Source organism: Segetibacter aerophilus (assembly GCF_007991655.1).
Classification (GTDB): domain Bacteria; phylum Bacteroidota; class Bacteroidia; order Chitinophagales; family Chitinophagaceae; genus Segetibacter; species Segetibacter aerophilus.
Genome location: NZ_BJYT01000047.1, coordinates 1 through 12,579, shown reverse-complemented (window position 1 = coordinate 12,579; position 12,579 = coordinate 1). Strand labels below are relative to the sequence as shown.

Sequence of the window (12,579 nt, the reverse complement as noted above, 5' to 3'; positions counted from 1 at the left end):
CAACAATTATTCGTGGTGGCAGAAAGCATTGGAAAACAGATATACTAGGTTCCTTAGAGTCTTATGTATCCGCCACAGGTGTGATGCTTACTGCAAGAGAAATGTTACAGCAAAGCGATGAAGAAAGCTCGTTAAGAGATTTCGATGTCAATCAAATTAATTCAAGATTGGTGTATGAATGTGCCATTAAAGGTGATAAACTGGCAAAAGAAGTTTATAGGTTTACAGGTCAGATATTAGGCGAGGCACTTGCCAATTTTGTAATGGTAACTTCCCCTGAAGCAATCGTATTATTTGGTGGGGTGATTAAGGCAGGAGAATTATTTTTAGGGCCCGCCCGCGAACATATGGAAAAGAATCTACTGCCTTTATATAAGAACAAAGTGAAGATTATTCTCAGCGAATTAAACGAAGCTGATGCCGCAATTCTTGGTGCCAGCACGTTGGTTTGGGAGCTGCCATATGTGCAACCCGTATAGCAGGTTTCGATGTTTTTCATACCAAAAGCTCCGTAATTAAAAAGTCACCATTGCGGGTGACTTTTTAATTATAAGTAAATCTTGTCTGTTTTATCTAATCGTTCTTTCTTGTTTTTACCTTGATTTTATCCTCTGTCACTTTTATCTCTGTGCTATCAGTTTTTTGTTTAAACTTATTGTCTTTAATCTTTGTTTTTGAGTTCCCCATCGTCGTTGTTCCATCCGCAGATGTATTAGCCGTATTTGTGGTTGTGTCGGTGCTGGTCATATTGCTGTTATCATCTTCAGTTAGGGTTAGTCTCGTTTCATCGATCGTGTAGTCACCATCAGAACTTCTTACAAGTGCTCTATTAACGAGGCGCCCTCTTGCATCAAATGTATCGCTGGTAGCAGGATTTATATAGTAGGTAACGGGCTCGTTTGATACCTCGTTGACTATATATCTTGTTACAGTATCGACTCTCAGTTTTACAGGTTTACCTGTTTTTAAATCTACATAAGAAACAGAAGGGTCAAGCTGAACCCGTATATTTTGCGATGCAGCAACCTCATCATTCGATGTTTGCGAAGAGCCTGTTGATACAGTTGTGCTATCTGTCGTAGTAGTGCTTTCCCCATTGTTGCAAGCTACCATTGCTACAAGAAAACACATTGTTCCTAAGGCTAAAAATTTCTTTTTCATATGTTACATTTTGACCCGTAAAGCGGTAAAAATTATACCATGTAAGTTTTTCCTAATAACTAAAAAGATTACTTTTTTTAAAGAAAAAATGTCCGTACTAAAAATGAAGGCAGTAAGATTTAAACCCTGCTCTAGTCAAGGTATAACTAGTAAGGTGTTACTGTTAGTAACAAAGGTTGTCGGAGAGTTGAATTTGTAATTAAGAAAGCGGCATCACGGCCTTGTTTTAAAGGCAGAATAATTATGCGAATGAAGAAGTAGATAAGATAAGAATGAGATTGTTTTAATGAGTTATTATTTGAATTGACGTTAAAGATGAAAAACTAAGCATCATCCTTTTTCTTTGCAACACACATTAAAGTGAGCGCACTTCTCTTAGATGAGGGATTGCGGCCGGATAAGATGTTTCCCAACCTATATTTCAATTCTGCTTTACCTGTTAAACCCTGTAATACTTCTTCACCCAAAGTATGATTATGTGGATATACCTGGATGGTAAAACCAAGCGGTTCCAGCGTTGTTCTAAATAGTTCCTCAGTAACACCATGACCGGGCTTATGATGTATCTCGCACGCAAGTCCCCACTTTTGTTGCTCCGTTGTTTTGTGAAAACCATGCCCTATGTACCGATAATAGAACAGCCGCGCGTTCCAAAGCAATTTAGCAACGCCTTTATAATTCCACGCACTATGTTGAGGATCGTGATCAGTGATTAATAATCCCCCGGGCTTTACCAAACGCTCCGCTTCCTTTAATACCGCAGCCATATCTACACAATGATGCAAGGTGGCGTTCATGGTCACTATATCTGCAAATCCGGACTTGAACGGAAGATCATTGGCATCAGCGAGAACCGTGGTGTAGCCCATTTTTGCTGCTAATTCTAATGATCCCGGTGCTACATCAATGCCTATTAGTGTTTTCGGATTGCCTTGTAGCGTAGCATAAATATTTCCAGGTCCGCAGCCAATGTCTACTACAACTTTGTTGTCCCAACTTCCTCCCAAGGCTGCCTTCCACCTGCTTTTAAAAGTATCACTGCGATGGCAATAAGTAAGGTATTCTTGAGCCCATTCTTTATGATTGAAATAGTAGGCATTTGCTTCAAGCCCTTCTGTAGGATTTTCAATCGGAAACTCGAGATAGTTTTCGTTTTGAATGCCCGTTCGATGAGGTTTTAAGAAAGTTTCGGTAGGGGTGGTTATTTCAGATATCATAGCTATAGGATGAATTTAGTATGTGAATAGTTGGCTGAGATTGGTATAAAAATCCAGCTGTTTTAAAACCGAATTCATAATTTTCTCTTTCCTGCCTTAACACCTTCGAAATAAATCCAATAAAAATTTTACTGCTATACTTTACAAATCGGTAAGATGTGTATTTTAATATTTACGCAAGTATTTATCTTTAAACAGTGAATTTTCCAAGCTCAAACTTTCTTTATGGCTAGTATTGACCCCAGGGTAGATGATTACATAAGTAAGTCGGCCGAATTTGCCAGGCCAATTTTGAGTCACTTACGACAGCTTGTTCATACGGCTTGTCCTGAAGTAAAGGAGACCATAAAGTGGAGCTTTCCGAACTTCGAATATGCAGGTGCGATATTATGCAGTATGGCTGCATTTAAGCAGCATTGCACTTTTGGCTTTTGGCTAGGCTCCCTAATGCCAGATCCTGATAAGCTTTTAGAGGCGGTAGGTGAGAAAACATCAATGGGTCACCTGGGGCAAATTAAAAGTTTGGACGATTTGCCAAAGGATGAGATTTTGATCAGGTACATCCGTGAAGCAATGGTGCTTAATGAAAAGGGTGTGAAGGTTAAGAAAGAGAAGTCTGCCGCACCAAAGAATGTCGAGGCTCCATCATGGTTCCTGGATGCTTTACAAAAAAGCCCAACAGCTTCTGTCGCATTTGAAAAATTCAGTCCTTCCCATCGAAGAGAATACATAGAATGGGTCACCGAAGCAAAAACCGAAGCCACGCGTTCTAAAAGATTAGCAACTGCAATTGAATGGATGACGGAAGGCAAAACACGAAACTGGAAGTACGCAAAGTGCTAAACCAAGGTATGAAGCATTTACAGCACAATTTCCAAAAACCGCAAAACACTCCAGGTGCTTAATTGGCCAGCAGGACCATTTAGGGTATAATCAAAACCATGAGTTGCCCAAGGCAGATAAACATCATAGTGTCGAACTTTCAGGTTGTCCAGCTTCTTGCCAAGTCTAATCCCGTGCAGGTGTGACACTAAGGGATCGTTTTCTCCATGTATCAACAGAGTGGAAACAGAATTGCTTGTAGCTGTTTCGGTCGCGGAACTATTGATGTATTGCTGCGGCACCTGCTTATCTGTTCCACCTAAATAATCCTCAATAACCTTCTTACTATCCAGCACCAGCGGGTTGGTTGGATTTGCGTAACCCCAAACCATATCAGCGGGGCCGTAAAAACTGATTACACCTTTTATTGCAGGATCGTTCAAAGTGTAAGCTGCAGATAGAACAATTTGTCCACCTGCACTTCGCCCAAGCAATACAAATTTTGTTGTATCAACAGAAAGGTTTGCAGACACCGAACGTAGATAATCGAGGGCTGTATGCAGGTCTTCAATAGGAGCAGGAAATTTATATTCCGGAGCAAGCCTGTAGTTAATACTTGCTACATGATAACCGGCTTTTGCAAGAGCACTATTTAGATCGGGTAATTGCTGGCTGTTTCCTGCTGCCCAGGATCCTCCATGTACTATAACAACGCACGGTTTATTTCCAGGTTTTTGAGAGGGGTAAAAATCGAGACTCAAATTATGAGTGGAGTCATAACTAAGGGTTTTGTAAGCTATTTTTTTTGCGTATACCCCTGTTACCATTTGCGTTATTTTAAAAGGGGCGGAGCCTGCAACAGTACTACTTGTCCGGCCAGCATTATTTGCAAATAGGCTATTCAGCTTGGAGGCAATACGATAAGCTCCGATAATTGGTACAGCATATAGTACTAAGGCAGCAATTCCTACAATAGATATTGGTATAACGAGTTTCGTTTTACTGAAACTCAGTAATAACAACGCAATTACAATCACAATAAAGAACCAGCAGAATTCAGTCACCAATATTGATATGTACCACAGCTGACTCGTGCCTGCCCGAAAAACTGTTAACAGCGACAATAAGAAAAGCAGGGACACCAATATTAATCTGAGCATGTTTTATTTTTTGTTCCTGGCAGTATAGCTGCATCAAACATTGTTGCGTCGCACTCTTGTACATTTTAACCCTGAATACTCACTTCTACTTCTTTGCGAACTTATATAGATAGGGGGCTTTATGGGCTCCTCCTGTATATTTTTTTTCAACCCGTTCCAGTATTTTCAGGTTCAACATTTTTCTTTGAAAACTTGTTCGAAGTAATTTCTCCCCTAAAACAGTTTCATATAAACTTTGCAAGTCTGCCATGGTAAAACTTTCAGGCATCAGGTTAAATGCTATTAGTTTTTGATCAAGGTTTGCACGAAGCGTTTCCAATGCTTTCTCCACTACGTACTTATGGTCAAGCATTAAAGGAGGCAGGTTATCTAACTCGTGCCACTCGCATTTGTCGGACAACAAATCAGGAATGGGGACGGCTTTCGTGTAATCGATCAGTGCATAAAATCCGACTGTTAGAAAGCGTTCAAGAAGCCAGTGATTTTTTACCTGTCCAAGTCCTTTTCCTTGCATAATCTTTCGTAGGGGTTCAGGATCATGTCTTGCTATATCTCCAAAAACATAAAATTGCTCTAGGTATATATCCTTCAGACTTGTTCTATCAAGCAAGGTTCGCCTCGCCGCGTCGTCGAGGTTTTCATCTTTTTTAATGAAACCGCCGGGTAGAGCGAACAAGTTCGTGTTTTCATATTCCAGCAACAAAATTTTTAACTGGTTTTCGTGAAACCCGAAAATCACTGTATCAATAGCCAAACCCGGCATAAACATTTTTTCAAAATCATCGGCGCCCAGTTCCTGTTTTCCTACTCCTTGCTTTTGTTTCATAGTTAATATATGAGGCAAATAACTAAAATATTTTTTTTAGCAAGATAAATTTATAGTATTATTGTCTCACAATTGAGACAATAATACTCATTTTAAAATTACAGCATGAAAAAGCTTTTATTTCTTCCTTTGCTTGCCATTCAACTTACTCAAATGTCGGCGGCGCAATCAACTTCCGGATCTGCTTCGTCGATTGTAAAAACGGTCAATGGACTTGTTGAAGGTACAGTTGAACAAAGTGGCGTTCATTCTTTTAAGGGTATTCCTTTCGCTGCACCTCCCGTCGGAGACTTACGTTGGAAGGAACCTCAGCCTGTAAAAAACTGGACGGGTAAACTGGACGCAAAGCAGTTTGGATCGCACGGCATGCAAACGAAAGTGTTTGGCGACATGGGCTTTCGCACAAAAGGGATGAATGAAGATTGTCTTTACCTCAATGTGTGGACTCCTTCTACCAGTAAAAAAGGCCTTCCTGTGCTGGTTTATTTCTACGGAGGCGGCTTTGTTGCCGGTGATGGATCAGAAGCCCGGTATGACGGAGAAAGCATGGCTACAAAAGGAATAGTTGCAGTTACGCTTAACTATAGACTCGGTGTTTTTGGATTTATGGCTCATCCTGACCTTACTAAAGAATCTCCTCATCATGCTTCCGGCAATTACGGCGTGCTGGACCAGGCTGCCGCACTTAAATGGGTACAACAAAACATAGCTGCATTCGGTGGTGATCCTAAAAGGGTAACGATTGCCGGTGAATCTGCCGGATCTATTTCTGTGAGTGCGCAGATGGCTTCACCATTATCAAAAAATTTAATCGCAGGAGCTATTGGCGAAAGCGGCTCTTTGCTTGGTGCTTTACCCGCTGTTCCACTTTCAAGAGGCGAACAAACAGGGGTTGAGTTTGCAAAAACAGTTGGAGCAAACTCTCTTGCAGAATTGAGAGCAATGCCTGCTGATAAACTGCTTGAATCTGCCGCTAAATTTGGACCGTTTCGTTTTTCTATGACCGTCGATGGTTATTTCTTTCCAAAAGATCCGATGGAAATTTATAAGGCAGGCGAACAGGCCCACGTTCCTTTATTGGTTGGTTGGAACTCAGAGGAGATGAATTATAGAATGGTGATGGGGAATGAAAAGCCAACCAAAGAAAACTACATTAAAGCAGTACAAAAGTTGTACGGAGAAAAAGCTAATGAAGCCTTGCAAGTCTACAACCCATCTTCTGATGCGGAAGTAGAACAAGTGGCGACAGAATTAGCGAGCGATAGATTTATCAGTTACAGCACCTGGAAGTGGGCTGATCTGCAGGCCAGGACAAGTGGTAAAAAAGTATATCGTTATTACTTCTCCCGCCCTCGTCCGGCAATGTCGGCATCTATGGGTAACGTTACTGCCGGGTTGGCTGGAGGTATAGTAAAGGACACGACGGCAAAAAAAGCACCGGCGATGCCTGCTGCAAAAGGTGCGGTGCACTCTGCAGAAATCGAATATGCAATGGGTAATCTTGCATCAAACAAAGTGTACGATTGGACACCTGACGATTATAAGGTTTCAAAGGTTATGCAGGAATATTTTGCAAACTTCGTAAAGACAGCTGATCCAAACGGACCAGGTTTACCAAAATGGCCCGCACTAAACACGAACGCGAATGCACAGTTTATGAAGATTGATGTAAACACAACCGCTGAAACTGATAAAAATCAAGGACGTTATCTCTTTATTGAGAAAGCTGCTTCAAAATAATTAAACCTGTAGTTCATTATCTTTTTGGTAGCTGATTTTTTGTCTTTCGTCTCAATCTAATTCTATTACAACCCATTTCGCTAGTACTTTGTAGCTATGAAGGCAACATGGTATTCTAAGAAATGGGTTGTTGTTTTACTACATGTCGCTGCCTGGGTACTACTATTCTCATTACCATACCTGCTACGTCCCACGCCACAGAGTGAACAGGGGGCAAATAGGGGACATGGTCACGACCGGTATTTCTCGTTGTTCATGGATCTCTCATGGGTCGTTATATTTTATCTGAATGCTATATTTCTGATACCACAGTTGTTTTATAAAAAGCGATTTTGGTTATACGGGCTTTCAGCTTTTTTAATTTTCTCATGGTTAATCATTCAAACCAGGATCCTCTTTTACCTCTTCATGAATACGAAGGAGTACAATATGCGGATGCATCTTTTATTCACCTTATTCATATTCCTGTTCATACTTGCAGCAAGTACAGCATACCGAACCATTAAAGACAGGATGGAAAATGAAAGGATTGCGAAAGAAAAAGAACGGATCGATAAGGAGAAAGAAAACGAGCATTTGAAAACGGAGCTTTCATTTCTTCGTTCGCAAGTAAGTCCTCACTTTATGTTTAATGTGTTGAATAACATGGTAGCGTTGGCAAGAAAAAAGTCTGATATTTTAGAACCGTCGCTTATAAAGCTTTCCTCGTTGTTGCGGTACATGTTGTATGAGACAGATGAAGAAAAGGTGTTGTTAGAAAAAGAGATCGATTACCTAAATAGCTACATCGATTTGCAGTCTCAAAGGTTTGGAAGTAAAGTAAAGGTAAATGTAACGATGGATCATTTTGACAATTCTTATTTTATAGAACCAATGCTGTTAATACCGTTTGTCGAGAATGCCTTCAAACACGGCACGGGACTTATACAAAATGCAGAAATTAATATTGAATTGAAGGCAATGAACAACTTATTGCAGTTTACTGTGATTAACCAACACGATAATAGCAGTGAAGAAACAAAGGATAAAACCTCCGGTATTGGTTTGCAAAATGTAAGGCGAAGATTAAATTTATTGTATAAAGACAATCACACATTGTTGATCACGAATAGGGACAATAAGTTTATAGTGTCCCTGCAATTAAACCTCCACTGATGCTGCGTTGCATAGCAATCGATGATGAAGACCTTGCCCTCGAACTGCTCGAAGACAATATCAGCAGAGTTCCATTTTTGCAGTTGGTAGCAAAGTCAGGCAACCCGATTGAAGCCATTGGATTTATTCAACGTGAAAAACCTGATCTTGTTTTTTTAGATATACAAATGCCTGGCTTAACCGGCTTGCAGGTAATACAAAGCCTTCCCAATAAGCCGATGTTTATTTTCGTAACGGCCTACGAGAAATATGCACTGGATGGTTTCAAACTAAATGTGGTTGATTACCTGGTGAAACCTGTCTCCCTAGACCGATTTGTGGAAGCTTGTAACAAAGCACTCGAATTACACCAGCTAAAAAACAAGCCTGCAGAAATTGTAAGAGATACAGAACCGGCCTACTTCTTTATCAATTCAGATTATAGTCACATCAAATTAACTTTCGCCGACATTGTTTTTATCGAAGGTTTAAAGGATTATATCAAAATTCATTTAAAAAGCTCCAAACCTATTGTAGTCCGGTTAAGCATGAAAAGTATCGAAGAGCAACTGCCATCTTCCAGCTTTTTAAGAATTCAGAAATCTTACATCGTCGCAAAAGACTCTATCACAGCCATCCGGAAAAACAGTGTTTTTATCGGTACCACCGAACTTCCTATTGGTGACATTTACAAAGAAGCGGTCTACTCTCTGCTAGGCATTCAACCGCAATAACTTTTTATAGCTAAGCTCAAGCATTTCATCCATTTACAACATCTTCCTATAGCTGTAGGTTTATTGTCACCAGCAATTGAATCTCTATTTAGCTTCTGTTGCGTCGCACTCTTCAACTTGGAGTCATTAATTCGACTATAAAGAGCATGCTTCTGTAGTTCTTTCGTCGCAAACTTTTACCACTTCGTCTCATCTTAAGCAACATCGGTACTAACGCTCACGCTCCTGCGTTTATAAGGAAATAGCAAAAATTTCCAGTAATCTAAAAATCAGAACATGAAAAAATTATTCTTAGCAGCTTTGTTTGCTGCATCTCTATCAAGCTCTTTTGCTCAAAGCCTGTCCCAGGTAGATGAAAAAGCGGTGGCCGATTTTGAAGTCGCATTTAGAGGAGCATCTAATGTAGAATGGTCTTCAAAAAACAATTTTACAATTGCATCATTTATTCAAAACGATCGCAAAGTCGAAGTGTACTACAATATCGACGGCGACTTTGTAGCTACTACCCACCAGGTGAAAATGGATGATGTACCAACCTTTGCAAAAAGAACATTTGCAAAAAGTTATAAAGATTACGTTGTAAAAGAAGCTTTTAAGTTTCAAGGTTATGATGAAGTAGCCTATTATATCTCAGTAGAAAATGAAAAAGAAACCTTAGTGCTAAAAGCCATAAAAGGTTGGGTGGAAGTATACAGCCGCACAAGTAAGTAGTAGGCTGATTACTCTTTAGCAACTTTCAAAAATTGTGATAACCCGGTAATTCTGCCGGGTTTTTTTATTTGCACAAACTTCTTTCGTTTTTTGTCGCAACATTTTTCCGCTTTGTCTCAATTCAACTTGTATTGTAGTTGTGCCTGATACTTTTGCCGAATATAGATCTCAATAATTTTATTATGAAGCAGACTCTAATCCTCGCCGCTTTCTCTATTCTCGCTTTTAATTTGTTTGCTCAACCTCCTGCAGGAATGCAAGGCGGAATGGCAGGCGGAAGACAAGGCATGACACCTCCATCCATTGGACATGTCTACGGTAAACTCGTTGACAGTGTTGGAAAAGCGATCAGCGATGCTTCTGTTGTGATCCTTCAAACGAAGGTTGACAACAACACAAAGAAAAGTAAAGAGGTGCTGGTAAAGGGCGCTGCTACCAAAGGCAACGGTGAATTCAATTTTGAAGAATTACCAATCATGGGTTTAAAAATCAAGATTACAGCTACAGGGTTTAAACCTTTTGAGCAGGTAATTTCATTTCAGAGAGGAGGCGGTGCCGGAGGTCAAAGACCTGCAGGTGGAGCCGGGCCTGATATGGCCGCAATGGCCGGGGGATTTGATAAGGACCTTGGAAAAATAACGCTGCAAACAGAGATAAGAAAGCTAGAGGATGTTACAGTTATGGCAACCGGTTCAGGAAGGTTGCGGATGGATATTGACAAAAAAGTATTTAGTGTAGATAAGAACATTGTTACATCAGGCGGGTCCGCTTTAGATGTAATGAAAAACGTTCCTTCAGTTAACGTAGACATCGATGGAAACGTGGCTCTTAGAAACGCGCCTCCACAAGTTTTTGTTGATGGCAGACCAACCACACTAACCCTTGAGCAAATACCCGCTGATGCAATCGAAAGCGTTGAAGTAATAACCAATCCATCTGCGAAGTATGATGCATCAGGTGGTGGAGCAGGTATCTTAAACATCGTTTTGAAGAAGAATAAAAGAACCGGCTATAACGGAAATATAAGGGCAGGCATTGACAGGTTAGGAGCGATGAACGGAGGTTTTGATTTCAATGCACGCCAGGGAAAAGTAAATTTTTTTGGAAGCATTAATGTCAACCAAAGAAAATCTAACACTGTAGGAAGTGTCAACAGGATCAACTTGACTGACACTCCACGTACCACAATCAATCAAAACAATGCGGACAAGTCTACGGGCCGTTTCATTTTTGGTCGTGCAGGATTAGATTATTTTATCACCAACCGAACTACACTTTCACTGGCAGGCTTTAGAGTAAACGGGCAATTTAAACCAGGCGAAATTATTGATATCACCACTGACAGTCTTTTCAACACCGGAAAAAGAAGCAGCTACAGCGAGCGGGTTTCAACAGGTTCCAGAACTTTCAATGGAAAAGGAGCTGCTTTGGGTTTAAAGCAAATTTTTGCTAAAGAAGGAGAGGAGCTAACAGCAGACGTCAACTACTTCAGCGGAACGAACGCTTCTGAATCTTTTTATACAACAAATCGTACCTCACAAGGAAGCTCGCTCAAGTCAACATCTCTGCAACAGTTGTTGGGCGGGGGCACTGATTACAACGTCATCATTCAGTCAGACTTTGTAAATCCTATTTCAACAAGAACAAAATTAGAAACAGGCGTAAGAGCCTCTATCCGCGGCAGGGAAAATAACAACAGCAATTACTTCTTCGACAATAGCATCAACGCTTATAAGTTAATTCCGTCGACCTCTAACAACTACACAAACAACGACAATGTCTACGCTGCTTATGCAAGCATTACCAGCAGCATAAAGAACTTCGGTTATAAGCTTGGTTTGCGTGCAGAAAGTTCAAGCTACAAAGGTGAGTTGACCAACACTGGTGAGAAGTTTAGCAACAGCTATCCTGTAAGTTTCTTCCCATCAATATTCCTAAGCCAAAAATTGAAGCACGACCAGGAAATACAATTCAGTGTTACTCGTCGTATCAACAGGCCTAACTTTTTCCAACTAATTCCTTTTGCTGACTACACCGATGAGTTAAACATTACAACAGGTAATCCAAACCTTGTTCCCGAGTTTACCAGTTCGTTGGAGATGTCGTACTCAAAAACATTCAACAAAAATCACAACTTCCTTGCCTCTACTTATTACAAGAAGACTACGGACCTTATTACCCGTTATCTTCAAAAAGGCGTAAATCCTTTTACGGGTCGGGAAGCTTTTATCAACACGTATATTAATGCTAACTCAAGCCAATCGTATGGCATTGAACTGACCTCGCAAGACTTTTTTACAAAGTGGTGGGATGTAACTACAAACGTGAACATCTATAACTCAACGATCAACGCGACTAATGTAAAAGATGTTTCAACCAACAGTCAGTGGAGCGTTTTAGGTAAGATCAATAGCAATTTTAAATTGCCTGCCGACTTCACAGCGCAGCTTTCCGGCACTTACCAGTCAAAAACTAATTTACCTCCCGGTGGTGGTGGCGGTTTTGGTGGAGGTCCTCCCGGCGCACGTGGTGGTGGTGGTGCAGGTGGCGGTCCTGGCGGTGGTGGTTTTGGGCAGGCTCAAAGTTCAGCCCAGGGTTATATCGAACCTTTTTACGGAATTGATCTTGCTGTAAAGAAAACCTTCCTAAAATCAAAGGCGCTTTCTGCAACGGTTAGTGTTAGCGATATTTTCAGAACCCGCAGCTTCAACCAATATTCTGAAAGCGAGTACTTCACTCAATTTTACAACCGCTTAAGAGATCCACAGATGGTAAGGCTGACGTTAAATTATCGTTTCGGAAAAATTGATGCGTTGTTATTTAAGCGTAAAAACAATCAAACCGGCCAGGGCGCAACAGAGGGCATCGGTCAATAAGAGAAGACGTGCAATTATATAAAAATACTTTTTTGGTTCTATTGGCATAGCAATCAGGAAAAAGAGGGCAATTTCTATTGCCCTCAGCTTTTTAACCTTTATTGTTTAAATCCGTTTTTCCGCATTGCCTACATCGCTAAAGCACGAAACATTGAACGGTCTTTATAAATAGTAACGATTGAGAATTATCAAACTACC

Annotated in this window: 11 protein-coding genes; 7 read left to right on the top strand and 4 right to left on the bottom strand. The window is 40.6% G+C overall.

Annotated features, from left to right (window positions below; genetic code table 11):
* Positions 1 to 479, top strand: a 479-nt coding sequence (locus SAE01_RS23910) for an ROK family protein (RefSeq protein ID WP_147206362.1), incomplete at its 5' end; no start/stop codon positions are given.
* A gap of 94 nt (positions 480 to 573) precedes the next feature.
* Here SAE01_RS23910 and SAE01_RS23905 read toward each other — a convergent pair.
* Together SAE01_RS23905 and SAE01_RS23900 are read right to left on the bottom strand one after the other, a co-directional pair.
* A complete protein-coding gene (locus SAE01_RS23905) occupies positions 574 to 1,161 on the bottom strand; it encodes a hypothetical protein (protein WP_147206361.1) in 588 nt (195 codons plus the stop codon).
* A 323-nt stretch (positions 1,162 to 1,484) separates the two neighbouring features.
* On the bottom strand, positions 1,485 to 2,378 hold the full coding sequence (locus SAE01_RS23900) for a class I SAM-dependent methyltransferase (protein WP_147206360.1): 894 nt from the start codon (positions 2,376 to 2,378) through the stop codon (positions 1,485 to 1,487).
* A gap of 225 nt (positions 2,379 to 2,603) precedes the next feature.
* Here SAE01_RS23900 and SAE01_RS23895 point away from each other — a divergent pair, with 225 nt between their 5' ends.
* Positions 2,604 to 3,221, top strand: a complete 618-nt coding sequence (locus SAE01_RS23895) for a YdeI/OmpD-associated family protein (RefSeq protein WP_147206359.1) — start codon at positions 2,604 to 2,606, stop codon at positions 3,219 to 3,221.
* A 17-nt stretch (positions 3,222 to 3,238) separates the two neighbouring features.
* Here the strand turns inward: SAE01_RS23895 and SAE01_RS23890 are convergent, their stop codons facing one another.
* Both SAE01_RS23890 and SAE01_RS23885 read right to left on the bottom strand, forming a co-directional pair.
* Positions 3,239 to 4,360: an alpha/beta hydrolase gene (locus SAE01_RS23890; protein ID WP_147206358.1), complete on the bottom strand. Its 1,122-nt coding sequence runs from the start codon at positions 4,358 to 4,360 to the stop codon at positions 3,239 to 3,241.
* Positions 4,361 to 4,445: 85 nt separating this feature from the next.
* Positions 4,446 to 5,186, bottom strand: a complete 741-nt coding sequence (locus tag SAE01_RS23885; RefSeq protein ID WP_218029240.1) for an NUDIX hydrolase — start codon at positions 5,184 to 5,186, stop codon at positions 4,446 to 4,448.
* A 105-nt stretch (positions 5,187 to 5,291) separates the two neighbouring features.
* Here SAE01_RS23885 and SAE01_RS23880 point away from each other — a divergent pair, with 105 nt between their 5' ends.
* The 5 genes from SAE01_RS23880 to SAE01_RS23860 all read left to right on the top strand — a co-directional run bounded on the left by SAE01_RS23880 (position 5,292) and on the right by SAE01_RS23860 (position 12,381).
* The gene (locus SAE01_RS23880) at positions 5,292 to 6,926 is read left to right on the top strand and encodes a carboxylesterase/lipase family protein (protein WP_147206357.1); all 1,635 of its coding nucleotides are present in this window, start codon (positions 5,292 to 5,294) and stop codon (positions 6,924 to 6,926) included.
* Between the two features lie 96 nt (positions 6,927 to 7,022).
* The gene (locus tag SAE01_RS23875) at positions 7,023 to 8,081 is read left to right on the top strand and encodes a sensor histidine kinase (RefSeq protein WP_147206356.1); all 1,059 of its coding nucleotides are present in this window, start codon (positions 7,023 to 7,025) and stop codon (positions 8,079 to 8,081) included.
* A complete protein-coding gene (locus SAE01_RS23870; RefSeq protein ID WP_170234261.1) occupies positions 8,081 to 8,794 on the top strand; it encodes a LytR/AlgR family response regulator transcription factor in 714 nt (237 codons plus the stop codon). The genes SAE01_RS23875 and SAE01_RS23870 overlap by 1 nt, the downstream gene beginning before the upstream one ends.
* 276 nt (positions 8,795 to 9,070) lie before the next feature.
* Positions 9,071 to 9,505, top strand: coding sequence for a hypothetical protein (locus SAE01_RS23865; protein WP_147206355.1), 435 nt, complete (start codon positions 9,071 to 9,073; stop codon positions 9,503 to 9,505).
* Positions 9,506 to 9,687: 182 nt separating this feature from the next.
* The gene (locus tag SAE01_RS23860) at positions 9,688 to 12,381 is read left to right on the top strand and encodes a TonB-dependent receptor (RefSeq protein WP_147206354.1); all 2,694 of its coding nucleotides are present in this window, start codon (positions 9,688 to 9,690) and stop codon (positions 12,379 to 12,381) included.
* Positions 12,382 to 12,579 lie beyond the last annotated feature (198 nt).